The organism is Pseudomonas asiatica (assembly GCF_040214835.1).
GTDB lineage: Bacteria > Pseudomonadota > Gammaproteobacteria > Pseudomonadales > Pseudomonadaceae > Aquipseudomonas > Aquipseudomonas putida_Z.
The window spans coordinates 2420917-2445647 of sequence record NZ_CP157874.1 but is presented as its reverse complement, the minus strand read 5'-3'; the positions used below and the strand labels follow the sequence as shown (position 1 = coordinate 2445647).

Below are 24731 nucleotides of genomic sequence, written 5' to 3'. Positions count from 1 at the left end.
GCATATTCAGGCACTCACTCCCATCGACAACACCAGCGCCGCGCAGATCGCGGCATACAAGGCGCCCTGCAACAGCGCCGGGTGCCACACACGCGCCAGCACGCCACTGCGCCGCAACAGGGCGTCCAGCACCAGGAACAACGGCAACCCCAGCAACAACGCCTGGGCAATCGGCGGCAGGTAGACCCCGCCAAACTCGAAATCAACGGGCATAGGCGCCCTCCTCCTCAGGCAACGTCTGCGCTGCCAGCACCAGTCGATAGCGCTGCAACAACTGGCCGGCAACCGATAGCGCGACCCGCAGGATGAACAACTGCCGCAGCGTCTCGCGGCCCGCCTCGGCGTGTGCCTGGTGCAGCGCATCCAGGGTTTCGGCAAGCTCGGCCAGCTCGCGCAACAGCCCGTCCACATCCACCCGCCGGCGTGCGCCGATCAGATCCGCCATCTCCTGCAACCCTAGGCGCAAACGCGCCCTCGTGCCTTCAGGCAACACCGTGAGGTTGACGCACTGGGCATGCGCCTGGCCCAGCGCAATGGCCAGCGCCGGGCACACCAGGCTGCAATCGAACAACTCCCGGGAGCGCGCATCAGTGGCGGCGGGCAACAGGCCTATCATTGCCGAAAGGCGGTCCAGCATGCGGCTCTCGAAATCGAACTGACGCGCCACGCTGGCAGGTGCCGTCACGTACTCATGCACATCTTCGCGGGTCTGGCGGAACAGCCGGGCCATGCGCTTTTGCGGGTTGAACGGGAACACCAGGGCGAACACCACCATCGCCAGCCCGCCAGCCGCCGCATAGCCGCCGGCAAACTCGAACCACTGCATGGCACTGTTGTGGTAGGCGCCGACATTCTGCGGCCCGATCATCAACAGGCTGATCAACCCGATGCCCATGCCGATGCCGGCGGTCATGGGGCTGGCCAGGCCGACGGCCGCCAGGTACAGCAACGGCACCAGGCACACGGCAAGCATTTCGAAATCGGTGAACATCGGCAGCAGGGCAAACTGGTACACGGCGGACAACAGCAGCGCGACCAGCAGGCCGCGGTTGTAGTTCTGGCTGGCCAGCAACGGCCGCGGCAGCGTCGCCATCAGCGAGCACATGACACCGATCAGGATCACCCCGGAACGCGCGCCGTCCCAGGCCGTTTCGATCCACAACCAACCGGCGAGAAACAACGCCAGGAACGCCCGCACGGCGTTCATGCCGGCCAGGCGGAAGTCCAGATGCAGCGCGCTGGCCTGCCCTTGGGCATGGGGGCAACTGGCGCCCCTGCCCTGCTGGATCGCCTCGTTGAGCTCGATCAGTTCGTTCAGCTGCTGCAGCAGGCGCGCCTGCTCCCAGCGCAGGGCCCAGGCCAGCGAGCGCATGCGCGGGGGCAAGGGCTCGTCGAGAAACTCGACCCGGTCAGCGGCGGCGTCGAAGCGCTGGTACAGGTGGTGGATCGCTTCGCGGCGCTGCGCCGACAACTTCACGCCGTCACGGGCCAGTGCCTCCAGGTTGTCCAGCTCGTCCTGGCGCAACAGCTGGATTTCTTCTGGCAACGGCCCTTGCCAGTGCTGCTTGATCAACTGCCGCTGTTGGCGCAGTACCAGCAGGCGCGACACCAGCAGCACCAGTTGGTTGGCCAGCAGCTGCACCAGCCCATCGGCGTTGCGCAGGTGCGGCGCATCGAAATAGAGATGACGGCGCAGGCCTTCCAGCGCACTGATCTCGCTGATCAATTGCGCCTGCCGCTGGTGCAGCGCGGCTTCGTCCTCTTCGCTGCGCACCACCTCGGCGGCGTGCCGGGCGATCAGCTTGACCAGGCTATCGACCTTGCTGAAGTAGCCCTGCGCCACTGCCTGTGGGCGCGCGCTCAACAAACTGACCACGGCCACGCAGGCCACCGCCAGCAGGGTTTCGGTCAACCGGGTGATGGCCAGCAGGAGGATGCCGTCCGGTTCCGGCACGGCCAGCATCGCGACCACCACAGCGGTAAACCCGCTGAGGACGAAGGCATGCGAGTCGGTATAGCGCAGCAGCGTGCCGCCCGCCGTGCAGAACGCCAGCCACAGGGCCAGGCAGACGATGAAAGGCATTGGCGCCTGGGGGAACAAGGCCATGATCACCACCGCCATGGCCGCCCCCGCTGCGGTACCCACTACCTGGGCGAAACTGCGCTTGAGGGTCATGCCGGCCAACGGCAGGCTGATGATGATCACGGTCATCAGCGCCCACTTCGGTTGTTCCAGGTCGAAGATGAACGCCAGGTAGAGGCACAACAGGCCTGCAACGATGGTACGCAGCGCGAAGAACAGCACCACACGGCCAGGGTTCAAGGCCATCTTGAAATAGGAAATCAGTGGAGCCATCCGGCACCTCGGGACACGGCCAGGGAGCCGCGCATGGGCGCATGGCATTCCGGGCCGGGTTGATTCATGAGCTGGAGGCGTCTCTGCGCATCCGCGAGCACACTCACATTACCGTTCAAGTGCGCGAGTCGAGCAACCGTAAGATATATAAGCAGATTAACTGACGACAGGTTGGGTACCGCCCTGCTCGAGGCGCAGGCACCGGCGGCACAAAACTGACGTGTGACACAAGCGATCGGGGAGCCATGCACGCGCATGGCGCCCCGGCCGGATTACTTCGACAGCTTGCTGAAGCTGGTCATCAGGTTACGGTAGTCCGGGATGTGGTTGGAGAACAGCGTGCCCAGGCCCTCGATGTCGTTGCGCCAGTCGCGGTGCAGCTCGCAGGCCACGCCGAACCAGGTCATCAGTTGCGCGCCGGCGGCTTCCATCCGGCGCCAGGCCGAATCACGGGTCAGTTCGTTGAAGGTGCCGGAGGCATCGGTGACCACGAACACATCGAAGCCTTCCTCCAGGGCCGACAGTGCCGGGAAGGCCACGCAAACCTCGGTCACCACGCCGGCGATGATCAGCTGCTTCTTGCCGGTGGCCTTGACCGCCTTGACGAAGTCTTCGTTGTCCCAGGCATTGATGTTGCCCGGGCGCGCGATGTACGGCGCGTCAGGGAACTGCTCCTTGAGTTCGGGCACCAGCGGGCCATTTGGGCCGTTCTCGAAGCTGGTGGTGAGGATGGTCGGCAACTTGAAGTACTTGGCCAGGTCCGACAGGGCCAGCACATTGTTCTTGAAACGGTCGGGTTCGATATCCCTTACCAAAGAGAGCAAACCCGTCTGGTGATCCACCAGCAGTACGGCGGCGTTATTCTTGTCCAGTCGCTTGTATTGAAAGGCCATGATGTTTTCCTTACTCGGGTTGGATGCGTTTGGTATGACTTCGCCCAAACAATGGCGCCCCGGTAAGATAACCAGCCAGGCAGAGCCGTGACAGGCTGACATCCGCAACACAGAGTCCCATTTCAGGAACAGCCACCTGGCACTGCGCGCCCCCCTGTAGGAGCAGCACAAGGCTGCGCTCATAGAACTGCACATGACTCATTGAATTAGCAGGGCCCCTGTGGGAGCGGCTTTAGCCGCGAACACCGGCGCAGCCGGTGCCATGCACCGCGTTGGATTCTTCGCGGCTAAAGCCGCTCCCACAGGGTACGAGGATCGCTTGCGAATTCAGTTATCTGTCGCGCAAGGCCATGGGATTGAGGCTTCAGCCCAGCAACTGGCTCAATACCGCACGCAACTTCCCCGGTTTGACGGGCTTGTTCAGCAACGGCGCACCGAGCTTGTTCAAGGAGCGTCGGCACTGATCACTGCGGTCGGCGGTGATGATCACCGCGGGAATGGCGGCGCCGAAATGTTCACGCAAGTGCCTGACCACCTCGCAGCCGACAACACCGTGGTCCAGGTGAAAGTCCGCCAGGATCAATTCCGGTGCCCGCCCCTGCAAGGCCAGCAAGGCCCCGGCCTGGTCCGTCGCGGTAACCACTTCGCAGCCCCACTGCCCGAGCAGCGCGCCCATGCTCTCGAGGATGCTCACTTCGTTGTCCAGTACCAGCAGGCGGCGGCCCGGCAACGGGTTGCCGGCGCCCGGCTGCGGCGCGGCCTGGTGGATAGGCAGCGGCATGGCTTCGCCGATCGGCACGTCGATGCTGAACATCGAGCCACGCCCCGGCCACGAACGCACCTCGATGCGGTAGCCGAGAATCTTGGCGATCCGCTCGACGATGGCCAGCCCCAGGCCCACGCCCTTGCGGTCGGCGGCGCGGCCTACGTCCAGTTGGTTGAACTCGAGGAAGATGGCCTGCAGCCGATCCGCCGCGATGCCACGCCCGGTATCCCACACCTCCAGGCGCAAGTGATCGCCGCGGCGCCTGGCCCCCAGCAGGATCCTGCCCTCGTCGGTATAACGGCAGGCGTTGCTGAGAAAGTTGCGCAGGATACGCGTCATCAGCCGCAGGTCGGTACTGATGGCGTAGTCGCCAATGCGCGCGCGCAGCTTCAGGCCTGCCGCATCGGCCACCGTGCGAAACTCCGAGACCAGTGGCCCGAACAGTTCGTCGAGGCGATACAGCGCCACGTCCGGCTTGACCGCCGCCTGGTCGAGCCGGGAAATGTCCAGCAGGTCGGTCAGCAGGTCTTCGGCACCCTCCAGGGCCTGGTGGGTACGCTCCACCAGCACCTTTTCCGCGTCTGGCAATGGCCTTTCGCGCAAGGTCGAGATCAGCAGCCGCGCGGCATTCAGCGGTTGCAGCAGGTCATGGCTGGCGGCAGCGAGGTACTTGTCCTTGCTGCGGTTGGCGGTTTCCGCGGCGTCGCGGGCATCGCGCAGGGCGCGGGCAATCTGTTTGCGCTCGGCGATCTGCTGTTGCAGATTGCGGTTGGCCTCCAGCAGTTCATCGGTGCGGGCGGCCACCCGTTGCTCGAGTTCGTCATTCAGTTGCTGCAGGCGCTGCTGGGCCAGCTTGCGTTCGGTGATGTCGGCGACAAACCCTTCCACCAGCCCTTCCTGGCCGGGCTTGAGCAACAGGTTCATCAGCACATCGAGGTGGCTGCCATCCTTGCGCCGCAAGCGGGTTTCATAGCCGTGCAGGCTGCGTTCACGGGCGAGGGTCGCGGTGATGGCGTGCAATTCTTCGGCCCCGCCGACAAACAGGTTGTCGGCAAGGTCCGTCAGCGGAAACAGCAACGCTTGCGGGTTGTCGTAACCGAGCATGCGTGCCAACGCCGGGTTGGCGGCACGCATGCCGTCTTGCAGGCTGGCCTGGAAAATCCCGTGCACGGCGTTTTCGAACAGCCACTTGTAGCGGTTGCGTTCGGCCTCCAGCTCGTCCAGGCGCGCCGCCAGCTCCGGGTAATGGCTCTTGCGCGCCGAGTGGTCGCCCAGCCCCAGCAGCCCGGCCAGCGCCCGTTGCTGCTCGTCAGAGGGCTTCGCCATAGACCACCTCGACATCACGCTGGCTCGACGCACGCGGGTTGGTGAGGATGCACGGGTCATCCATCGCATGTTGCGACAGGAACGGGATATCGGCCGTGCGCACCCCGTGCAGGCCCAGGGTTTCGTGGAAGCCGATGGCATGCTTCAGGGCGATCAGGTGCTCGACCAGACGCGCACAGATCTGCCGGTGGTTGAGGCCGCGGCAGTCGATACCCAGCACTTCGGCAATCACCTTGAAACGCTCCGGTGCCGAGCTGTAGTTGAACGCCACCACGTGCTCCACCAGCACCGCATTGCACAGGCCATGCGGCAGGTCGAGGAACCCGCCCAGGCTGTGCGACATGGCGTGGACCGCACCCAGGATCGCATTGGAAAACGCCAGCCCCGCCTGCATGCTGCCCAGCATGATCTTCTCGCGCAGGGCGATATCGGTGGGGTTGGCGATCATTTCCACCAGGTTGCCGTTGATCAGGCGCATGGCCTCCAGCGCATGGGGGTCGGTCAGCGGGCCGTGGCCGGTGGAAACGAAGGCTTCGATGGCATGCACCAGCGCATCGATACCGGTGCAGGCCGACAGGAACGGGTCCATGCTCAGGGTGGTTTGCGGGTCGATCAGCGACACGTCCGGCACCACCGCCTTGCTGACGATGGAGAACTTCATGCGCTCCTGCTGGTTGGAAATGATCACGAACTGCGACACGTCCGCCGAAGTGCCGGCCGTGGTCGGGATCAGGATCAGCGGCGGGCTGGGCACGCGGATCATGTCTACGCCTTCGAATTCGAGGATGCTGCGCCCGTGGGCGACCACGATGCCGATGGCCTTGCCGCAATCCATCGGGCTGCCGCCGCCGACCGCGACGATCACATCACAGTGGTTCTGCCGGTAGATCTCGGCACCGAGCATCACCTCTTCGACCCGTGGGTTGGGTGATACGGCGCTGTACAGGCAGTAGTCGATGCCCTGGGCCTGCAGGCTGGCCTCCACGTCCGCCACCCAACCGGCGGCAATCACACCGGGGTCGCTGACCACCAGCACCTTGCGCGCACCGAAGGTCTTGGCGTAATTGGCAACATTGTGCCGGCAGCCGGCACCAAAGATGATCTCGGGTGAAACGAACTTGCGAAGCGGGCTGAAACTCTGGCTCATCGGGAAGCCTGTTCTTATTGTTCTGGAAGGTAACCGCCAGCGTAAAGCATCCCGTAGCGAAAGCAACCAGACCAAAGCGTGACCACGGCTCATTCGATCCAGTACTTGGCACGGGCCACCTCCAGGAACGCCAGGATGTCCTCGTCGAGCCCCGGCACACCAGGGAAGCGCTGTGCCAGGCGGTCGATGACAGCCGCCACGCTGCGCTGGCCGTCCAGCAACTCGAGCACCCAGCCGGCACTGGCATTGAGCTCGATGATGCCCTCGGGGTACAGCAGCACATGGCACGCCTGGCGCGGCTCCCAGCGCAGGCGAAAGCCCTTGCGCAAGGCCAGGGCTTGTTCACGATCGATCAGGTTCACAACAGGTTTGCTCAGTGAAGACCCGGCCATCGCGGTGATGGCCGGACAGGCATCAACGATTGGCGAAGTACATCGTCACTTCGAAGCCGATGCGCAGGTCGGTAAAGGCGGGTTTAGTCCACATGGGGCATTCCTCTTCTTGGTGCCGGGCGATTCCGGTAGAGGCATTAATGCACGGGCGGCGGCGGGGCCGAATGCTACTTTGGGACAGGTTTGCGGGGTGCGTTGGTAGGGGGAGCAAAAAACCCAAAAGCTTGCGCGATACCTGTAGGAGCGGCCTTGCGTCGCGAAAGGGCCGCATGGCGGCCCCAGCAATCTGTGCCACATGGCCGAAAACCTGGGGCTGCCTTGCAGCCCTTTCGCGACGCAAGGCCGCTCCTACAGCTGATCGCGTCAAGCTGATCCTTGGTTTAGAAGAAGCCCAACGGGTTGATGTCGTAGCTCACCAGCAGGTTCTTGGTCTGCTGGTAGTGATCGAGCATCATCTTGTGCGTCTCGCGGCCCACCCCGGACTTCTTGTAGCCACCGAACGCGGCATGCGCCGGGTACAGGTGGTAGCAGTTGGTCCACACGCGCCCGGCCTTGATCCCACGGCCCATGCGGTAGGCACGGTTGATGTCACGGGTCCACAGCCCCGCGCCCAGGCCAAACTCGCTGTCGTTGGCGATCGCCAGGGCTTCGGCTTCGTCCTTGAAGGTGGTCACGCCCACCACCGGGCCGAAGATCTCCTCCTGGAACACGCGCATCTTGTTGTTGCCCTTGAGCAAGGTCGGCTGGATGTAGTAACCGCTGGCCAGGTCGCCGTCGAGCCGTTCGGCAGCGCCACCGGTGAGCAGCTGCGCGCCCTCCTCCCGGGCAACCTGCAGGTAGGAAAGGATCTTGTCGTATTGCTGCTCCGATGCCTGGGCACCGACCATGGTCGCGGTGTCCAGCGGGTTGCCACGGGTAATCCTGGCGATCTTCTTCATCACTTCGGCCATGAACGGCTCGTAGATCGACTCCTGGATCAGCGCCCGCGACGGGCAGGTGCACACTTCGCCCTGGTTGAAGAACGCCAGCACCAGGCCTTCGGCTGCCTTTTCGATGAACGCGGGCTCGGCCTGCATGATGTCTTCGAAGAAGATGTTCGGCGACTTGCCGCCCAGTTCGACGGTGGACGGGATGATGTTCTCGGCCGCGCACTTCATGATGTGCGAGCCCACTGGGGTGGAACCGGTGAAGGCGATCTTGGCGATGCGCTTGCTGGTGGCCAGGGTTTCGCCGGCTTCGCGGCCAAAGCCCTGGACGATGTTCAGCACGCCTGCCGGCAGCAGGTCGGCGATCAGCTCGGCGAAAATGGTGATCGACAGTGGCGTCTGCTCCGCCGGCTTGAGCACCACGCAGTTGCCGGCGGCCAGGGCCGGGGCGAGCTTCCAGGCGGCCATCAGCAGCGGGAAGTTCCACGGGATGATTTGCCCGACCACACCCAGCGGCTCGTGGATATGGTAGGCCACGGTGCCTTCGTTGATCTCGGCGGCGCCGCCTTCCTGGGCACGGATGCAGCCGGCGAAATAGCGGAAGTGGTCCGCCGCCAGCGGCACATCGGCGTTGAGGGTTTCGCGCACGGCCTTGCCGTTGTCCCAGCTTTCGGTAACGGCCAGTACTTCGAGGTTCTGTTCGATGCGGTCGGCAATCTTCAGCAGCACCAGGGCGCGGTCCTGCACCGAGGTCTTGCCCCAGGCCTCGGCAGCGGCATGCGCGGCGTCCAGGGCCTGCTCGATGTCCTGGGCGCCGGAGCGCGGGAACTCGGCAATCGGCTGGCCGTTGACCGGCGAGCTGTTGGTGAAATACTGGCCGCCCAGCGGCGGCACGAATTCACCGTTGATGAAGTTGCCGTAGCGTGGCTTGAAGGACACGATGGCGCCTGGGGTTCCGGGTTGTGCGTAGATCATGCTGAGCCTCTGCGGGGGTCGATGCCTGTCCGGCGACAGGCGATGGGCCGATGGTAAAAAGCCCCGCCTGCCGGGCGAATGCATCGTTGGCAGCGGGGCTCTCGTCATTTGGTAGTAGGGATGCCTGCCGCAGGGTCTGCTGCAGCAAGCGGCGGGTTATCGGCTTAGCGACTGGCGCTTGCCGTTTGCAGCTGCTTGGGCAGCTTGAAGGTCCAGAGCATGCCGCCCTGGTTGAAGTCCTTGACCCGCTTGGCCACTTCGCCGCCCCACAGCGGCACCGCGCCGCCCCAGCCGGAAACCACCGAAACGTACTGTTCGCCGTCCATTTCCCAGGTCACTGGCGAGCCGAGCACGCCGGAGCCGGTCTGGAACTCCCAGACCTTGTCGCCGGTCTTGGCGTTGAACGCCTGCAGGAAGCCTTCCGGCGTGCCGGTGAACACCAGGTTGCCCTTGGTGGTCAGCACCCCGCCCCACAGCGGCGCGAAGTTCTTGTGGCGCCATACTTCCTTGCCGCTGACCGGGTCGATGGCGCGCAGCACGCCGATGTAGTCTTCGTTGAGCGGCTTGATGGTGAAGCCGGCGCCAAGGAACGCCGCGCCCTTCTTGTAGGCGATGCCTTCGTTCCAGATGTCCATGCCCCACTCGTTGGACGGCACGTAGAACAGCCCGGTGTCCTTGTTGTAGGCCATCGGCATCCAGTTCTTGGCACCGAGGAACGCCGGCGCCACGAACACCGAGCTGCCCTTGGCCTCGCTACCCGGCGCCCCCGGCCGGCTGGCCTCGTTGTAGATCGGCCGGCCGTCCTTGTCCAGGCCGGTGGCCCAGGTGATCTTGTCGACGAAGGGGAAGCCGCGGATGAACTTGCCGTTGGTGCGGTCCAGCACGTAGAAGAAGCCGTTGCGGTCAGCGGTGGCGGCGGCCTTGACCTCCTTGCCGCCGTCCTTGTAGTTGAACGAGATCAGCTCGTTGACGCCGTCGAAGTCCCAGCCGTCGTGCGGCGTGCTCTGGAAGTGCCACTTGATGGTGCCATCGTCGGGGTTCAGGGCCAGGCGCGACGAGGAATACAGGTTGTCGCCCGGGCGCAGGTGCGAGTTCCACGGTGCCGGGTTGCCGGTGCCGAACAGGATCAGGTTGGTTTCCGGGTCGTAGTAGCCGCCCAGCCAAGGTGCCGCACCGCCGGTCTTCCACAGGTCGCCGGGCCAGGTCTTGCCTGCCTCGCCGCCGGAAATGCCGTTTTCGATCGCCTTGCCGTCCTTGTACACGTAGCCCATGTGTCCTTCCACGGTCGGGCGCATCCACAGCAGCTCGCCGTTTTCCGGGTTGTAGGCCTGGATCTTGCCCACCACGCCAAACTCGCCGCCGGCAACGCCGGTGATCAGCTTGCCGTTGACGATCATTGGCGCGGCGCTGATGGAGTAGCCTTCCTTGTGGTCGGCCACCTTCTTGCTCCATACCACCTTGCCAGTGTCCTTGTTCAGCGCCACCAGCTTGGCATCGAGGGTGCCGAAGAACACCAGGTTGCCGTACAGCGCCACGCCGCGGTTGATCACGTCGCAGCACGGGCGGATGTCATCGGGCAGGCGCGCATCGTATTGCCACAGCTTCTTGCCGGTACGGGCGTCCACGGCGAACACCCGCGAGTAGGAGCCGGTCAGGTACATCACCCCGTCCTTGACCAGCGGCTGGGCCTGCTGGCCGCGCTGCTTCTCACCACCGAAGGAAAACGCCCAGACCGGCCGCAGGTCCTTGACGTTGTCGGTATTGAGCAGGTTCAGCGGGCTGTAGCGCTGGCCCTGCACGCCCAGGCCATTGGTCACGATCTGCTGCGGGTTCTTCGGGTCCTGGAGAATTTCTTCATTGCTGACAGCGGCGTGGGCTGCACCGGCAAGCAGCATGGCGCTGAGCACCAGGCTCAAGGCGAACACGGGACGACGTGTGGATCGGGTCATGACGGCTACCTTTGGTTTTTTTGTTGTATCCGGGAAAACTTCCCGGTGTGTCGGGAATTCTTGGTCCCGACCTGCTTGCCAACAATTGCCCGCAGTGCGGAGTTTTCTAGTTCCTTGGTATCAGTGAACCTACGCGGTTCCCTGTAGGAGCGGCCTTGTGTCGCGAAAGGGGCGCGAAGCGGCCTCAGGATTTGTGCCCATGACTAAAATTGCCGGAGCTGCCTTGCAGCCCTTTCGCGACACAAGGCCGCTCCTACAGGGACCGTGTCAGCCCTTGCTGTCCACGCGCCGCAGCTGCTGGCGTTCGTAGCGGGGGTACAGGTGGCTGACACTGCGAATCAGCTCGTATCGGGTCAGGCTGATACCGGCAAACCGCTCGGGTATCGGGCTGCGGATCATCTCGGCCATGTCATCGCCACGCGCCGCGCCGTCACGCATCAACCCATCCAGCCAGCCCAGATAGTCACGCATCTGCGCAAACGGCCGGGCATCGCTGGCCAGCGGGCCGTGACCGGGTACCAGCTGCTTCCAGGGCAGCGCTTGCAAGGTGTCCAGGTCCTTCAGCCACACCTCCAGACCAGGGGTGTTGGGCGTGGTCAGCGCGCGCTCGTGGAACACCAGGTCGCCGGCGAACAGCACGCCGGTGTTTTCATCCAGAATCGCCAGGTCGGCACCGGTATGCCCGCCCAGCGCCAGCAGCCGCAGGCGGTGCCCACCCACCTCGTGAATACCCGGCGCCAGCACCCGGGTCGGCAGCACCACCTCGGTACCGCGCATCCAGTCGCCGACCAGGCGGTACATGTTCTCGGCCATGGCCTCGCCCTGCTGGCGCAACAGCTTGCCGGTACCGGCCAGGGCGCCGATGGGCACATCGGCAAAGGCCTGGTTGCCCAGCACATGGTCGGGGTGATGATGGGTCAGCAGCACTTCGACCACCGGCTTGTCGGTGGTGGCGGCAATGGCCTGGCGCAAGGCTTCGCCGTAGCGTTTCGACGGCCCGCTGTCGATCACCACCACCCCGCTGTCGGTGACGATGAACGCGGTGTTGACGATATTGCCGCCGTTGTCCTTGGCGAAATTGTCGGTGCTGCCCTCCAGCAGCCAGGTGCTCTCGGCGATCTGCCGGGGCTTGAGCCGATAGTCCAGGTCTGCCCAGGCCGGCAGGCCCAGGCACAGCAGCAACAGCAGAATGCAACGCATGACGGGCGCCTCTGATCAGGGATGGAGTCGGGCAAGGCGTTCAGGGCACTGCCGCCTCGAACTGGTTGCCGCTGTTGTCCTGCAACACCAACCGGGTCGGCCCAGGGCCCTGGATGTCGAAGCCCAGGTTGGGGTTTTCGCTGACCGCCGGGTACAGTTCCAGGCTGGCCAGGCGCTGGCCGTCCGCGCCTTGCAGCTCGGCATGGTTGAGGAAGAATTCGGGAATGCCGCTGACCAGGCCGTTGTCCATCGGGTGGGCCACCTGCAGGCGCAAGCGGCTGCTGTCGCCGCGCGGGTAGCGCCTGCCCAGGACTTCACCGAGGTGCTCCTCCCAGCCGGGCTGGGTACGTACCACGCTGGGCGCGGTACAACCGCCGCCAGCGGCATCGATCAGGGCCGAGCCGACATGCCACAGGCCGTCGCGTGTCAGTACCGCAGCGCGCAGCGGTGTGGCCTGCTCGATGCGGATGCGGATCGACAACCAGGGCAGCACGCGCTCGCCGGGCTGGAAGTCGACAATGCGCGGCAGCGGGTTGAGTTCGGCCCAGGCGAGAATCCGCACCACCTCGCCGCTGAACGCCCGGGCGTCGATCTCCAGCGGCACCTGGCGGGCGTCCTCGGCAAACGGCGGCGCCAGCAGCTTGACCCGGTCATCGAACACGAACGCGGCCTGGCCCAGCAGCTGCTTGTGGTAGAAGTCCCACATCACCGACGGCACCGGGTCCTTGTGGTTACTCGGCTCGCTGGCCTGGGCCTGTGCGGCCCAGGGCATCCAGCAGGCCAGCAGCAAAGTTGCTCGCCAGTTCATCGCCCACTCCCATTAATCAACACGGCTCTCACTGACTTTGCGCGGTCCCTGTGGGAGCGGGTTCACCCGCGAAGAATGCGACGCGGTGTATGGCACCGGCTTCGCCGGTGTTCGCGGCGGTTCGACGCCTCGATGAACCCGCTCCCACAGGGGGATGTGTTGCCTTTAGAAACCCACAAGCCTGCGAAGCTTGTTACTGATACATTTCCGGCACCTGGTAACGCAGGCCGTAACCGGCATAAATCGCCTTCATCCGCCCATCACGAATCAACGCCTCAAGCGCTTCCTCCAGCGCATAGGCCAGCTGCCGGTTGCTTTCATGCACCGCCATGCCGATCTCCCAGGCCTGCTTGCCAAGGTTCGGGTAGGCGTTTTCCGCCAGGGCCAGTTGCGGGTCGGCGGCTTGGTGCAGTTGCCAGTCAACCTCGCCGCGCATCGCCATCACCGCATCCACCTGGCCGGCCTGCATGGCACCGAAGGCCTGCTGCACATTGGGGTAATGATGGGTTCTGGCGCTGAGCATGCCGTTGAACACAGAAGTCAGATAGAACGACGGCACGCTATCCACCTCGACCCCGATCGGGTGCTGCTGGAACACCGCGACGCTGGCCACCGAGGCCAGGCGGCGGCGATCGTAGGCGACCTGCCAGCGCTCCTCCTGATAGGGGCCGAACATGACCACCTGGGCGTTTTCCAGCTCGCCCACCTCGTTGCGCCGCTGCGCGTAGGCATGGTCGTACGGCACCCGCATCATCAGGTCGGCCAGCTGCTGGTGGCGCAGCGGGCTGCCACGCCAGATGTAGTCGCGCAGATCGTCGTCGAGCTTCTCGCCAGGTGGCGCCCAGATCAGCTGCAAGCGCACCCCCAACGCCGTGGCCAGGGCCTGCGCCAGTTCCACGTCGACACCGCGCGGCTGGCCGTGGTCCTCGAAGCTGTAGGGCGCAAAGTCCTTGTACACCGCCACCTTCAGTTCGCCAGCGGCGATGATCGCGTCGTAGCTGCGCACCTGCGCCTGCGCCGCCGCGCAACACAGCAGCAGGCCGCTCAACAGCACCGCCAACAGACGCATGGCCGTCACTCCTCGACGTGCACGCTGTCCAGGTAGGTGCGCACCGCCCACAGGGCCTCCTGGCTCAGGTAGTCGGCCATTTTCGGCATGTATACCCGGCCGTCGCGGACCGCACCATGGCGTACACGCTCGACGAACCATTCATCCCCGGCCTCGCCGGCATCGAGCATGCGCAAGTCCGGGGCGATGCCCCCGGACTTGGCCTCCAGGCCATGGCATGCGGCGCAGTTCTGGTTGTAGGCCGAGGCACCGATTTCCACGGCCTTGTCGTGCTCGGGAGAGCTGCGGTACGGGTTGACCGCCGCCCAGCCATCGCCGTCCAGGGTCACGCCAGCGTCCTTGATCGGGGTCAGGCCCTGGGTTTCCACGGCCTGGGGCACCACATTGCCATGTGCCCAGGCAGTGCCGGTCAGCACTGCACTGGCAAGCAGCCCGGCAGCCAGCAAGACGTTGCGTTTTGTTGTCATTTTTATGCCCTCACGATTGCACGCAAGGCCTCAACCACAGAGGCCGTGTCGCCATCTTAGAAACAGCCCGCAAGCAGCCGAATGCTGCTTTGGTGGCCGCGCCTTACTCCCTTGGTAGTAGGGCTTGTGGCGAAGGGCCAAATGAGGTGCCCTGCGGGAACTATTCCCGGCAAGGGCGGGACATTTTCCGTATCCGGCGACGCCCGCCCCGTCCCACCCTGTGCAGGCCAAAACCTCCACTGGGAACTGCAACCATGACAACAAGAACGCTACCCGCCCTTTCCCCTCTGGCCCTGAGCGTGCGGGCCTTGCTGCTGGCCGGTAGCCTGGCCCTGAGCAACGCGGCCACCGCCGCCACCGCCCCAGCCGCACCTGCCGGCAAGAACGTGACCTGGGAAGACATCGCCAACGACCACCTGACCACCCAGGACGTGCTGCAGTACGGCATGGGCACCAACGCCCAGCGCTGGAGCCCGCTGGCCCAGGTCAATGACCAGAACGTGTTCAAGCTGACCCCGGCCTGGTCCTATTCCTTTGGCGACGAAAAGCAGCGCGGTCAGGAATCCCAGGCCATCGTCAGTGACGGTGTGGTCTACGTCACCGGCTCCTATTCGCGGGTGTTCGCCCTCGATGCGAAAACCGGCAAGCGCCTGTGGACCTACAACCACCGCCTGCCGGACAACATTCGCCCCTGCTGCGATGTGGTCAACCGTGGCGCGGCGATCTACGGCGACAAGATCTACTTCGGCACCCTCGACGCGCGGGTCATCGCCCTCGACAAGCGCACCGGCAAAGTGGTGTGGAACAAGAAGTTCGGCGACCACGCCGCCGGCTACACCATGACCGGCGCCCCGGTGCTGATCAAGGACAAGACCAGCGGCAAGGTACTGCTGATCCACGGCAGCTCCGGCGATGAATTCGGCGTGGTCGGCCAACTGTTCGCCCGCGACCCGGACACCGGCGAAGAGGTGTGGATGCGGCCCTTCGTCGAGGGCCACATGGGCCGCCTGAACGGCAAGGACAGCACGCCGACCGGTGACGTCAAGGCACCGTCCTGGCCGGACGACCCCACCACCGAAACCGGCAAGGTCGAAGCCTGGAGCCACGGCGGCGGCGCACCTTGGCAAAGCGCCAGCTTCGACCCCGAGACCAACACCATCATTGTCGGCGCCGGCAACCCCGGCCCCTGGAACACCTGGGCGCGCACCTCGAAAGGCGGCAACCCGCATGACTTCGACAGCCTGTATACCTCAGGGCAGGTCGGCGTCGACCCGAGCACCGGTGAGGTGAAGTGGTTCTACCAGCACACGCCCAACGATGCCTGGGATTTCTCCGGCAACAACGAACTGGTGCTGTTCGACTACAAGGGCAAGGACGGCAAGCTGGTCAAGGCCACCGGCCACGCCGACCGCAACGGCTTCTTCTATGTGGTGGACCGCAGCAACGGCAAACTGCAGAACGCCTTCCCCTTCGTCGACAACATCACCTGGGCCAGCCACATCGACCTCAAGACCGGGCGCCCGGTGGAAAACCCCGGGCAGCGCCCGGCCAAACCGCTGCCGGGAGAAACCAAGGGCAAGCCGGTGGAGGTCTCGCCACCCTTCCTTGGCGGCAAGAACTGGAACCCCATGGCCTACAGCCAGGACACCGGCCTGTTCTACATCCCTGGCAACCAGTGGAAGGAGGAGTACTGGACCGAGGAAGTGAACTACAAGAAGGGCTCGGCCTACCTGGGCATGGGCTTCCGCATCAAGCGCATGTACGACGACCACGTCGGCACCCTGCGCGCCATGGACCCGAGCACCGGCAAGCTGGTGTGGGAGCACAAGGAGCAGTTGCCGCTGTGGGCCGGCGTGCTGGCGACCAAGGGCAACCTGGTGTTCACCGGCACCGGCGACGGCTTCTTCAAGGCCTTCGACGCCAAGACGGGCAAGGAGCTGTGGAAGTTCCAGACCGGCAGCGGCATCGTCTCGCCGCCGATCACCTGGGAACAGGACGGCGAGCAGTACATCGGCGTGACCGTGGGCTACGGCGGTGCGGTGCCGCTGTGGGGCGGTGACATGGCAGAACTGACCAAACCGGTGGCCCAGGGCGGTTCGTTCTGGGTGTTCAAGATCCCCAGCTGGGACAACAAGACTGCACAGCGTTGACTGCATGAGTTGACGTATCACTGGGGCCGCTTTGCGGCCCCAGGGTGCATACCCGACTTCACATTGAGAGCCTTTCGCCATGAACTACTTGCCACTTGCCTTGCTGATCGTGCTGGCCCCTGCCATGGCCGAGAATGCCGACGACGCTGGCAACGATCCCCCCCTGATCATCAACGGCTGCGTGATTGCCGAAGCCAGCCAGTGCCCGGGGGCCGACCTGCGGGGCGCCAACCTGGCCAACCAGGACCTGCGCAAGATGAACCTGGCCGGCGCCGACCTGCGCAATGCCGACCTGCGCCATGCCCGGCTGGACCTGGCCAACCTGGAAAAGGCCAGCCTGCAAGGCGCCAACCTGACGCGCGCCAGCCTGCAGCAGAGCAACCTGCGCCTTGCCGACCTGAGCCATGGCCGGCTCGTGGCCATTCAGGGCTGGGGCCTGTTTGCCCAGGGTGCGCAATTTGCCAAGGCCGACCTCAGCGCGGCCTACCTGCAGTTCGCCAGGTTGTCAGGGGCAAAGATGCAGCAGGCCAACCTGCGCGCGGCGGACCTGGAAATGGCCTGGCTGAGCAAGACTGACCTGCAAGAGGCCGACCTTGGCGATGCCAACCTGCAGGAGGCCAAGTTTGGCCAGAGCAACCTGGCCCGCGCCGACTTGCGCGGGGCGCGGCAGCATTACGGGAATTTTCAGGAGGCCAACATGGAGGGGTGCAAGGGGTGCCCCGAGACCTGGGACAATTGAGCCCGATATCCTGCCTTGCGCAGCCCCCCCTGTAGGAGCGGCCTTGTGTCGCGATGGGCTGCAAAGCAGCCCCGACGATTGCTGCGTTGACGCTGAATCCCCTGGGGGCCGCTTTGCGGCCCATCGCGACACAAGGCCGCTCCTACAAGGCTCTGCGCAGAGTCCAGATAGCAGAACACCTCACCCCGCCACCCGCACCACCCCCAGATCAATCCCCAGATGCACCAGCTCGGCATGGGAACTGACCTGCAACTTGCTCTTGAGCAAGGTCAGGTGGTTGGACACGGTCTTGGCGCTGATGCACAGCTGCTCGGCAATCCCCCGCACCGGTGTGCCCTTGGCCAGCATCACGAAAATCTCCAGCTCACGCTGGGTCATGCGCTGCAAGCGCGGGTCGCTGGCATTGTGCTGTGAGGTGCAGGCCAGCTGGGTGGCCAGGGGCTGTTCGATATAGGCATGCCCGGCCAACACCCGCTGCACCGCCTCGATCAGCACTTCGGGCGCCGAGTTCTTGGTCAGGTAGCCCGAGGCCCCGGCATCCAGCGCCTGGCGCACCAGCGGCAGTTCGTCATGCATGCTGAAGAACAGCACCCGCAATTGCGGCAGGCGCTGACGCAGGCGCCGGGTGGTTTCCAGGCCGCTGATGCCTGGCAGGCCGAAGTCCATGATCACCAGGTTGGGCACCTGCTCCTGAACCCGGGCCAGCGCCTCTTCGCCACTGGCAGCCTCACGCACCTGTACTGTCGGCAGCACTGCCCGCAACAGGCTGGCATAGCCCTGGCGGACCACGGCGTGGTCATCGACCAACACGATATTCATCACACCTCCATGGGAATGTTCAGGTCCAGCGCCCAGCCGGCACCCGGGCGGCTGAGGATGCGCAGTTCACCGCCGAGGCTGCGGGCGCGCTCGGCCATCGAGTGCAGGCCTACCCCGGGGCGCTGGGGCTGGCTGGCACCGCAACCGTTGTCGCGAACCAGCAGGCGCAAGCCCTTGGCGCTGCGTTGCAGGCGCACCCGCACCTGGCTTGCGCCGGCGTGACGGGCGACGTTGGTCAACGCCTCCTGCAGCAAACGATACAAATGCGTGCGACTCGGGCCGGGTAGTACCGGCAAATGCTCGCCTACCCGCAGGCGGCAATCGATACCCTGGCTGGCCTGCCATTGGCTCACCAGCAGGCCGAAGGCTTCGGCCAGCGGCATGTGCTGCAACGCCAGCGGGTACAGGTCATGTACCAGGGCGCGGAAACCTTGCTGCAGGCGTTCACAATCGAGCTCCAGGGTGCGTGTCGTCTGCGCCACCGCGGTTGGCTGGTCGGCGACCATGCGCAGCAGGCAGAGCTGGGCCCGAATACCCGCCAGGTATTGCCCGAGGTCGTCGTGCAGGGTCTGCGCCAACTGGGTGCGCTCCTGCTCCTGCACCGCCAGCAGGGCCTGGGTGAGTTGGGTATTGTCGCAGCGGGCCTGCTCCAGAGACGCGGTCATGCGGTTGAAGTGCTCCGCCAATTGGCGCGCCTCCGGCAGGCCGGCCTCGCGCAGGCGTGCGGTCAATTGCCCACCCGAGACCTGGCGCAAGGCCTGCAGCAGATCGTCCAGCAAGCCCATGCCCCGCCGCACCGCCCAGCGGATGGTCAACAAGCTCAGCAGCAACGCAAGGCCGCACAGGACCAACAACTGCTGCAGGGAGTCACGCACCTCGTCGATTTCATCCCGTGCATCCACGGCGATCATTACCCGGCGACCATCCCCCAGCTCCAGCAGCCGGCTGCTGTCATGGCGCTGGCCAAGCAGTTGGCGGCCCAGCCAGGCATCCAGGCCGGTTGCTTGCGGCAGCCGCGCAGGTTCATCCGCCGCCAGCCAGTGCACCCGCACATGGCGCAGGCTTTGCGTCAGCCGTGGTTGCAGGCTCTGCGGGTCGCGCTCGGCAGTGTCGCCGAGGTATGCCACCACGGCTTGCGCAGACTGCAACTCCCGCTCCACGTCAGCCACCGCCTGGCGCAACAGCACCACGGCACAGGCCAGCGTCAACATCGCGAAGCAACAAGTGACCCAGAGGTTGATCCGCCACAGGGCCGAAAGGTTGACAAGGCGCATGGGCAGTTCTCCTCGGGGTTGCTGCGGCCATCGTAAAACCCGCGCCCATGTGGTGAATTACTACCTTGGTACCGGGCGAGCGCTACTTTCTGCATATTCCCCCCTCCCGGCGCGCTTCCTATGCTGGCGCCATCTGCCGTGGAGTTGCCTTATGCGCCTGCCTGCCCACCTTGCCATGACCTGCCTGCTGGCCCTGGCCGCGACGCTTTCTGCAAGCCCGGCACTCGCCGCACAGGCCCCGGGCGGGGAACCGTTGCAGGTGCGCATCGGCTATCTCGGCTATCGCCCCGATCCCGGCCCGCTGCTGTCCAACATCATTCCCGAACCCACCGATGCCGGGCTGCAGGGCGCCGAACTGGCGATTGTCGACAGCAACAGCAGCGGGCGTTTTCTCAAACAGGAATTCCACCTGGCCAATGCCACGGTCGAAAGCCCCGAAGCCCTGCTGCAGGCTGCCAAGGCCCAGCATGACCAGGGCCTGCGGCTGTTCGTGGTAAATGCCCCCGCCGCCAGCCTGCGCGCGCTGTCTGCCGCCCTGCCCGACAGCCTGCTGTTCAACGCCGGCAGCCCGGACGACAGCCTGCGCAGCAGCCAGTGCCTGGGCAATGTGCTGCACAGCCTGCCCAGCCGCGCCATGCTGGCCGATGCCCTGGCGCAGTTCCTGGTAATGCGCAAATGGCAACGGGCGCTGTTGGTCGTCGGCCAGACCGACGATGACCGGGCCTATGCGGCGGCCCTGCGCCGCGCCATGAAGCGCTTCGGCATGCAGCTGGTCGCGGAGAAAGCCTGGACATTCGACAACGACCAGCGCCGCAGCGCCCAGGCCGACATGCCGCTGTTCACCCAAACCGCCGAGTACGACGTGGTGCTGGTGGCTGACGAACGCGGCGACTTCGGCGAGTACCTGCCCTACCAGACCTGGTATCCGCGGCCGGTAGCCGGCACCCAGGGCCTGACCCCCACCGGCTGGCACAAGACCGTTGAAACCTTCGGCGCGGCGCAGTTGCAAAAGCGCTTCGAAGCCCAGGCCGGGCGCTGGATGAACGACCGCGACTTCGCCGCCTGGATGGCCGTGCGCAGCGTCGCCAGCGCAGTGAGCAAACTGCGCCAGGCCGAGCCCCGCGCCCTGCAGCAACTGCTGCTCAGCGAGCAGTTGCCGCTGGACGGCTTCAAGGGCCGCAAGCTCAGCTACCGCCCGTGGAACGGCGAGCTGCGCCAGCCGATCCCGCTGGTGCAGCCGCGGGCCCTGGTCAGTACCTCTCCGCAGGAGGGCTTCCTGCACCCGCTCAACGAAATGGACAGCCTGGGCTACGACAGGCCCGAAGTGACCTGCGGCTACCCCTGACCCGATAACCACAACAAAAAAGGATTTCGCCATGCGTCGCTCCCCTTTTCACCGGGCACTGCTTTACCCCAGCCTGCTGTCGGGCGCCCTGGCGCTTGCCGGCGGGCATGCCGTGGCCGCCACCGCCTGGGTGTCGAACGAGAAGGACAACAGCCTCAGCCTGATCGACATGCACACCCTGCAAGTCACCGAGACCCTGCCGGTGGGCCAGCGCCCGCGCGGCCTGCTGCTGTCCCACGACAACACGCTGCTGTACATCTGCGCCAGCGATTCGGACCGTGTGCAGGTGATGGACGTGGCCACCCGCAAGATCATCAAGGAGCTGCCCTCCGGCAAGGACCCCGAGCAGTTCGCCCTGCACCCCAACGACCGCTGGTTGTACGTGTCCAACGAGGACGACGCGCTGGTGACGGTGATCGACACCCAGACCGACAAGGTGCTCGGGCAGATCGACGTCGGCATCGAGCCCGAAGGCATGGCGGTGAGCCCGGATGGCAAGTGGGCGGTCAACACCAGCGAAACCACCAACATGCTGCACTGGATCGATACCAGCACCCAGACCCTGGCGGACAGCACCCCGGTGGACCAGCGGCCGCGCTTCGTCGAGTTCAGCCAGGACGGCTCGCGGCTGTGGGCTTCGGCGGAAATCGGCGGCACGGTGACCATCCTCGACGTGGCCAGCCGCCAGGTGCTGAAAACCCTGAATTTCCAGATCAAGGGTGTGCACCCGGACAAGGTCCAGCCGGTAGGCATCAAGCTCAGCGCCGATGGCAAGTACGCGTTCGTCGCCCTGGGCCCGGCCAACCATGTGGCGGTGGTCGATGCCAAGACCTATGAAGTACTCGACTACCTGCTGGTGGGCCGGCGGGTCTGGCAATTGGCGTTCACCCCGGACCAGAGCCAGTTGCTGGCCACCAACGGGGTCAGCGGCGACGTTTCGGTGATCGATGCAAAAAGCCTCAAGGTGCTCAAGTCGGTGAAGGTCGGCCGCTACCCCTGGGGCGTGGTGGTGACGCCATGAATACCCTCGAAGTCAGTGACGTGAGCTTTGCCTACGGCCAGCGCGAGGCGCTCAGGCAGGTCGGCTTCAGCCTGGCGCCCGGGCGTTTCGCCGCCTTGCTGGGCCCCAACGGCGCCGGCAAGTCGACCCTGATCGCCCTGCTCACCCGGTTGTACGACCTGCAGCATGGCGACATCCGCGTGTGCGGCTGCTCGCTGCGCAACGCCACACGCCCGGCCTTGCGCCAGCTGGGCGTGGTGTTTCAGCAAAGCACCCTGGACCTGGACCTGAGCGTGGAGCAGAACCTGCGCTACCACGCCTCGCTGCATGGCCTGTCGCGGCGCCAGGGCAATATTCGGGTCGATGCCGAACTGGCCCGCCAGGGCCTCGATGAACGGCGGCGTGAGCCGGTCCGGGCGCTGAACATCGGCCATCGACGCCGGGTGGAGATCGCCCGCGCGCTGCTGCATGAACCGCGTTTGCTGTTGCTCGACGAGGCCAGCGTCGGCCTTGACCCGGCCAGCCGCCTGGCGCTCAACCAGCACCTGCGGCTGCTGTGCCGCGAGCAGCACCTCAGTGTGCTGTGGACCACCCATCTGCTGGACGAAGTGCAGCCCAGCGATGACTTGCTGATCCTGCATCAAGGGCGCCTGGTGGCCAGCGGCACGGCCGATGCCCTGAGCCTGGAGCACGGCGGTGACCTCGACCATGCCTTTGCCCGCCTGACCAGCATCCCCACAGGAGCCAATGCCCGATGAACGCTTACTGGCAGTGCTTCAATGGCATTCTCCTGCGCGAATGCCTGCGTTTCGTCCTGCAGCGCACCCGTTTCCTCAGCGCCCTGGTGCGCCCGCTGCTGTGGCTGCTGGTGTTCGCCGCCGGCTTTCGCGCGGCCCTGGGCATTGCGATCATCGAGCCCTACGACACCTACATCCCCTACGAGGTTTACATCATTCCGGGCCTTGCCTGCATGATCCTGCTGTTCAACGGCATGCAGGGCTCGCTGTCGATGGTCTATGACCGGGAGATGGGCAGCATGCGCGTGTTGCTGACCAGCCCGTTGCCGCGGCCCTTCCTGCTCGGCAGCAAGCTGCTGGCAACCTCGTTGATCTCCCTGCTGCAGGTGTACGCCTTCCTTGCCATCGCCTGGTTGTATGGCGTGCAGCCACCGGCTGCGGGCCTGTTGCTGGCGCTGCCGGCGTTGTTGCTGGTGGCGCTGATGCTCAGCGCCCTGGGGCTGTTGCTGTCGAATGCGATTCGCCAGCTGGAGAACTTTGCCGGGGTGATGAACTTCGTGATATTCCCGCTGTTCTTCCTGTCCTCGGCGCTGTACCCGTTGTGGAAGATGCGCGAGGCCAGCCAGTGGCTGTACTGGCTGTGTACAGTGAACCCGTTCACCCATGCCGTGGAGCTGGTGCGCTTTGCCTTGTATGAGCGCTTCAACCCGCTGGCGCTGGCGGTATGCCTGGGGCTGACCGTGCTGTTCACCCTGCTGGCGATCCTTACCTTCAACCCCCAGCATGCGGCGCTGCGCAAGCCGCGCTGATTTGCAGCTGTCTCCCTCCGGACCCTTTGCCGAACCCGTTGAAGGAACACAGTCCGTGTGGGAGCGGGTTTACCCGCGAAGAAGACAACGCGGTGCATGGCACCGGCTTCGCCGGTGTTCGCGGGTAAACCCGCTCCCACAGGGATCGCGCATGCATTCAGATATTGGGCAGGATCAGGCCAGAGGCGCCCGGCTTTCTACTACTTTGGTACTGCCTTTGCTGTCTGATCGTCGCATTCACAATGCACCGCCACTGGCATGTAATGGGCCTATAACAAAAAGGACAAACCCCATGCCACGTGCCCTGCCCCGGCTGCCACGCCCATTGCTGGCGGCGCTTTCCCTGAGCCTGACGCTGGGCATCGCCCAGGCCGACACCACGCCGCTATTCTCCGCCGACGGCTATCGCACCACCCTCTACCGCAGCCCGACCCCACAACAGGTCGAGGGCGGCCAGGTCATCGACACTGCCACCCTGCAAGCCCTGCTGGGGCACACCCCAAGGCCGGTACTGATCGACGTCTACCGCCGCCAATGGCTGCAAGGCCGCTTCATCGAAGATGAACCCCACGCCAACATCCCCGGCAGCCGCTGGCTGGCCAACACCGGCGACGGTGAGCTGAGCCCGGCGTGGCACGATTACTTCGTGCGCAACCTGCAACAAGCCACCGCCGGGCGCACGGAGCAACCGCTGGTCTTTTACTGCCGCTCCGATTGCTGGTTAAGCTGGAACGCGGTAAAACGCGCGAAAGCCCTGGGCTATGAGAATCTGTATTGGTACCGCGACGGCCTGGACGCCTGGCAGCAGGCCAACCTGCCGCTGCAACCGGCGCAGCCAGAACCCTTCCCCTGAATTCATCGCCTGCAAACGCGTGCCCGCTCCATCCAATAAAAACGAGGTGAAAAGGCCATGTACAAAATTCTGATTGCCGACGATCACCCCCTGTTTCGCGAAGCTATCCACAACGTTATCAGCGATGGCTTCCAGGGCAGCGAAGTCATGGAAACTGCCGACCTGGACAGCGCCCTGGCGCTGACCCACGAGCACGACGACCTCGACCTGATCCTGCTCGACCTGAACATGCCCGGCATGCATGGCCTCAATGGCCTGATCACCCTGCGCAACGAGGCACCGACCACGCCGGTGGTGATCGTCTCGGCCGAGCAGGAAAAGCAGATCGTGCTGCAGGCCATCACTTATGGTGCGGTGGGTTTCATCACCAAGTCCTCGCCCCGCTCACAGATGATCGAGGCGATCGAGCAGATCCTCAATGGCAACGTCTACCTGCCGCCCGACATCATCCGTGCCCAGAAAAGCAGCACCAGCCGGCGCCTGAACGATGCCCCGAGCTTCCCGCCGGAGATGCTCCAGGCCCTGACCCGCAAGCAGCTGCTGGTGCTCGAGCGCATGACCAAGGGCGAGTCGAACAAGCAGATCGCCTACACCCTGGATATCGCCGAGACCACGGTCAAGGCCCATGTTTCGGCGATCCTGCGCAAACTCAACGTGCACAACCGGGTGCAGGCCATCCTCAGTGCCGGTGATATCGATTTTGGTGATTACCTGCGGCGTTGACCTGTTCC

General features: G+C 64.9%; 23 protein-coding genes. 8 read left to right on the top strand and 15 right to left on the bottom strand.

Going from position 1 to position 24731, the window contains the following annotated elements:
- Positions 1 to 6 precede the first annotated feature (6 nt).
- The 13 genes from ABNP31_RS10980 to pedF form a co-directional block, all read right to left on the bottom strand.
- Positions 7 to 213 (bottom strand): DUF1656 domain-containing protein, encoded by a 207-nt coding sequence (locus tag ABNP31_RS10980; protein ID WP_046613872.1) that lies wholly within the window; start codon positions 211 to 213, stop codon positions 7 to 9.
- Positions 203 to 2356, bottom strand: a complete 2154-nt coding sequence (locus tag ABNP31_RS10975; RefSeq protein ID WP_350013314.1) for an FUSC family protein — start codon at positions 2354 to 2356, stop codon at positions 203 to 205. Before ABNP31_RS10975 ends, ABNP31_RS10980 begins: the two co-directional genes overlap by 11 nt.
- 272 nt (positions 2357 to 2628) lie before the next feature.
- A complete protein-coding gene (gene ycaC, locus ABNP31_RS10970; protein WP_046613875.1) occupies positions 2629 to 3249 on the bottom strand; it encodes an isochorismate family cysteine hydrolase YcaC in 621 nt (206 codons plus the stop codon).
- Between the two features lie 364 nt (positions 3250 to 3613).
- Positions 3614 to 5341, bottom strand: coding sequence for a PAS domain-containing hybrid sensor histidine kinase/response regulator (locus ABNP31_RS10965; RefSeq protein ID WP_350013313.1), 1728 nt, complete (start codon positions 5339 to 5341; stop codon positions 3614 to 3616).
- Positions 5325 to 6488, bottom strand: coding sequence for an alcohol dehydrogenase-like regulatory protein ErcA (ercA, locus tag ABNP31_RS10960; RefSeq protein ID WP_025339550.1), 1164 nt, complete (start codon positions 6486 to 6488; stop codon positions 5325 to 5327). Before ercA ends, ABNP31_RS10965 begins: the two co-directional genes overlap by 17 nt.
- 89 nt (positions 6489 to 6577) lie before the next feature.
- Positions 6578 to 6850: a pyrroloquinoline quinone biosynthesis peptide chaperone PqqD gene (gene pqqD, locus ABNP31_RS10955; RefSeq protein WP_025339551.1), complete on the bottom strand. Its 273-nt coding sequence runs from the start codon at positions 6848 to 6850 to the stop codon at positions 6578 to 6580.
- A 52-nt stretch (positions 6851 to 6902) separates the two neighbouring features.
- Positions 6903 to 6974: a pyrroloquinoline quinone precursor peptide PqqA gene (gene pqqA, locus ABNP31_RS10950; protein WP_003253598.1), complete on the bottom strand. Its 72-nt coding sequence runs from the start codon at positions 6972 to 6974 to the stop codon at positions 6903 to 6905.
- 286 nt (positions 6975 to 7260) lie between these two features.
- On the bottom strand, positions 7261 to 8781 hold the full coding sequence (exaC, locus tag ABNP31_RS10945; protein ID WP_350013312.1) for an acetaldehyde dehydrogenase ExaC: 1521 nt from the start codon (positions 8779 to 8781) through the stop codon (positions 7261 to 7263).
- 164 nt (positions 8782 to 8945) lie between these two features.
- On the bottom strand, positions 8946 to 10730 hold the full coding sequence (gene pedH / locus ABNP31_RS10940; RefSeq protein ID WP_025339553.1) for a PQQ-dependent alcohol dehydrogenase PedH: 1785 nt from the start codon (positions 10728 to 10730) through the stop codon (positions 8946 to 8948).
- Between the two features lie 267 nt (positions 10731 to 10997).
- Positions 10998 to 11930, bottom strand: coding sequence for a quinoprotein relay system zinc metallohydrolase 1 (locus ABNP31_RS10935; RefSeq protein WP_085663376.1), 933 nt, complete (start codon positions 11928 to 11930; stop codon positions 10998 to 11000).
- 40 nt (positions 11931 to 11970) lie between these two features.
- Positions 11971 to 12738, bottom strand: a complete 768-nt coding sequence (locus ABNP31_RS10930; RefSeq protein WP_350013311.1) for a quinoprotein dehydrogenase-associated SoxYZ-like carrier — start codon at positions 12736 to 12738, stop codon at positions 11971 to 11973.
- Between the two features lie 193 nt (positions 12739 to 12931).
- The gene (locus tag ABNP31_RS10925; protein ID WP_085663374.1) at positions 12932 to 13807 is read right to left on the bottom strand and encodes a substrate-binding periplasmic protein; all 876 of its coding nucleotides are present in this window, start codon (positions 13805 to 13807) and stop codon (positions 12932 to 12934) included.
- A gap of 5 nt (positions 13808 to 13812) precedes the next feature.
- Positions 13813 to 14274, bottom strand: coding sequence for a cytochrome c-550 PedF (pedF, locus tag ABNP31_RS10920; protein ID WP_046613884.1), 462 nt, complete (start codon positions 14272 to 14274; stop codon positions 13813 to 13815).
- 254 nt (positions 14275 to 14528) lie between these two features.
- Between pedF and exaA the strand changes: the two genes are divergently transcribed.
- Positions 14529 to 16424, top strand: coding sequence for a quinoprotein ethanol dehydrogenase (gene exaA, locus ABNP31_RS10915; protein WP_238066069.1), 1896 nt, complete (start codon positions 14529 to 14531; stop codon positions 16422 to 16424).
- A gap of 79 nt (positions 16425 to 16503) precedes the next feature.
- A complete protein-coding gene (locus ABNP31_RS10910) occupies positions 16504 to 17163 on the top strand; it encodes a pentapeptide repeat-containing protein (protein WP_238066068.1) in 660 nt (219 codons plus the stop codon).
- Positions 17164 to 17343: 180 nt separating this feature from the next.
- Here ABNP31_RS10910 and ABNP31_RS10905 read toward each other — a convergent pair whose 3' ends face one another.
- The gene (locus tag ABNP31_RS10905) at positions 17344 to 17982 is read right to left on the bottom strand and encodes a response regulator (RefSeq protein ID WP_046613887.1); all 639 of its coding nucleotides are present in this window, start codon (positions 17980 to 17982) and stop codon (positions 17344 to 17346) included.
- Positions 17982 to 19256, bottom strand: coding sequence for a HAMP domain-containing sensor histidine kinase (locus ABNP31_RS10900; protein WP_350013310.1), 1275 nt, complete (start codon positions 19254 to 19256; stop codon positions 17982 to 17984). Before ABNP31_RS10900 ends, ABNP31_RS10905 begins: the two co-directional genes overlap by 1 nt.
- Before the next feature lie 151 nt (positions 19257 to 19407).
- On the opposite strand from ABNP31_RS10900, the gene ABNP31_RS10895 reads away from it, so the two are divergent.
- The 6 genes from ABNP31_RS10895 to ABNP31_RS10870 all read left to right on the top strand — a co-directional run bounded on the left by ABNP31_RS10895 (position 19408) and on the right by ABNP31_RS10870 (position 24723).
- The gene (locus ABNP31_RS10895) at positions 19408 to 20601 is read left to right on the top strand and encodes an ABC transporter substrate-binding protein (RefSeq protein WP_350013309.1); all 1194 of its coding nucleotides are present in this window, start codon (positions 19408 to 19410) and stop codon (positions 20599 to 20601) included.
- 31 nt (positions 20602 to 20632) lie between these two features.
- Positions 20633 to 21622, top strand: a complete 990-nt coding sequence (locus ABNP31_RS10890; RefSeq protein WP_085663368.1) for a YVTN family beta-propeller repeat protein — start codon at positions 20633 to 20635, stop codon at positions 21620 to 21622.
- Positions 21619 to 22359, top strand: a complete 741-nt coding sequence (locus ABNP31_RS10885) for an ABC transporter ATP-binding protein (RefSeq protein ID WP_350013308.1) — start codon at positions 21619 to 21621, stop codon at positions 22357 to 22359. Before ABNP31_RS10890 ends, ABNP31_RS10885 begins: the two co-directional genes overlap by 4 nt.
- Positions 22356 to 23147, top strand: coding sequence for an ABC transporter permease (locus tag ABNP31_RS10880; RefSeq protein ID WP_350013307.1), 792 nt, complete (start codon positions 22356 to 22358; stop codon positions 23145 to 23147). The genes ABNP31_RS10885 and ABNP31_RS10880 overlap by 4 nt, the downstream gene beginning before the upstream one ends.
- Positions 23148 to 23439: 292 nt before the next feature.
- Positions 23440 to 24000 carry a PQQ-dependent catabolism-associated CXXCW motif protein gene (locus ABNP31_RS10875; protein ID WP_085616112.1) on the top strand — a complete coding sequence of 187 codons (561 nt, stop codon included), beginning with the start codon at positions 23440 to 23442 and terminating at the stop codon, positions 23998 to 24000.
- A gap of 57 nt (positions 24001 to 24057) precedes the next feature.
- Positions 24058 to 24723 (top strand): response regulator transcription factor, encoded by a 666-nt coding sequence (locus tag ABNP31_RS10870; protein WP_013972165.1) that lies wholly within the window; start codon positions 24058 to 24060, stop codon positions 24721 to 24723.
- Positions 24724 to 24731: the final 8 nt, after the last annotated feature.

Bases quoted from the DNA above. Each gene is read 5' to 3' on its own strand.
- ABNP31_RS10925 (WP_085663374.1), bottom strand. From the start codon at position 13,807: ATGCGTCTGTTGGCGGTGCTGTTGAGCGGCCTGCTGCTGTGTTGCGCG.
- ABNP31_RS10965 (WP_350013313.1), bottom strand. From the start codon at position 5,341: ATGGCGAAGCCCTCTGACGAGCAGCAACGGGCGCTGGCCGGGCTGCTG.
- ABNP31_RS10895 (WP_350013309.1), top strand. From the start codon at position 19,408: ATGCGCCTGCCTGCCCACCTTGCCATGACCTGCCTGCTGGCCCTGGCC.
- ABNP31_RS10900 (WP_350013310.1), bottom strand. From the start codon at position 19,256: ATGCGCCTTGTCAACCTTTCGGCCCTGTGGCGGATCAACCTCTGGGTC.
- ABNP31_RS10980 (WP_046613872.1), bottom strand. From the start codon at position 213: ATGCCCGTTGATTTCGAGTTTGGCGGGGTCTACCTGCCGCCGATTGCC.
- ABNP31_RS10890 (WP_085663368.1), top strand. From the start codon at position 20,633: ATGCGTCGCTCCCCTTTTCACCGGGCACTGCTTTACCCCAGCCTGCTG.
- ercA (WP_025339550.1), bottom strand. From the start codon at position 6,488: ATGAGCCAGAGTTTCAGCCCGCTTCGCAAGTTCGTTTCACCCGAGATC.
- ABNP31_RS10880 (WP_350013307.1), top strand. From the start codon at position 22,356: ATGAACGCTTACTGGCAGTGCTTCAATGGCATTCTCCTGCGCGAATGC.
- ABNP31_RS10935 (WP_085663376.1), bottom strand. From the start codon at position 11,930: ATGCGTTGCATTCTGCTGTTGCTGCTGTGCCTGGGCCTGCCGGCCTGG.
- exaC (WP_350013312.1), bottom strand. From the start codon at position 8,781: ATGATCTACGCACAACCCGGAACCCCAGGCGCCATCGTGTCCTTCAAG.
- ycaC (WP_046613875.1), bottom strand. From the start codon at position 3,249: ATGGCCTTTCAATACAAGCGACTGGACAAGAATAACGCCGCCGTACTG.
- ABNP31_RS10875 (WP_085616112.1), top strand. From the start codon at position 23,440: ATGCCACGTGCCCTGCCCCGGCTGCCACGCCCATTGCTGGCGGCGCTT.
- ABNP31_RS10975 (WP_350013314.1), bottom strand. From the start codon at position 2,356: ATGGCTCCACTGATTTCCTATTTCAAGATGGCCTTGAACCCTGGCCGT.
- ABNP31_RS10930 (WP_350013311.1), bottom strand. From the start codon at position 12,738: ATGAACTGGCGAGCAACTTTGCTGCTGGCCTGCTGGATGCCCTGGGCC.
- ABNP31_RS10905 (WP_046613887.1), bottom strand. From the start codon at position 17,982: ATGAATATCGTGTTGGTCGATGACCACGCCGTGGTCCGCCAGGGCTAT.
- ABNP31_RS10910 (WP_238066068.1), top strand. From the start codon at position 16,504: ATGAACTACTTGCCACTTGCCTTGCTGATCGTGCTGGCCCCTGCCATG.
- pedH (WP_025339553.1), bottom strand. From the start codon at position 10,730: ATGACCCGATCCACACGTCGTCCCGTGTTCGCCTTGAGCCTGGTGCTC.
- pedF (WP_046613884.1), bottom strand. From the start codon at position 14,274: ATGACAACAAAACGCAACGTCTTGCTGGCTGCCGGGCTGCTTGCCAGT.
- ABNP31_RS10870 (WP_013972165.1), top strand. From the start codon at position 24,058: ATGTACAAAATTCTGATTGCCGACGATCACCCCCTGTTTCGCGAAGCT.
- exaA (WP_238066069.1), top strand. From the start codon at position 14,529: ATGACAACAAGAACGCTACCCGCCCTTTCCCCTCTGGCCCTGAGCGTG.
- ABNP31_RS10885 (WP_350013308.1), top strand. From the start codon at position 21,619: ATGAATACCCTCGAAGTCAGTGACGTGAGCTTTGCCTACGGCCAGCGC.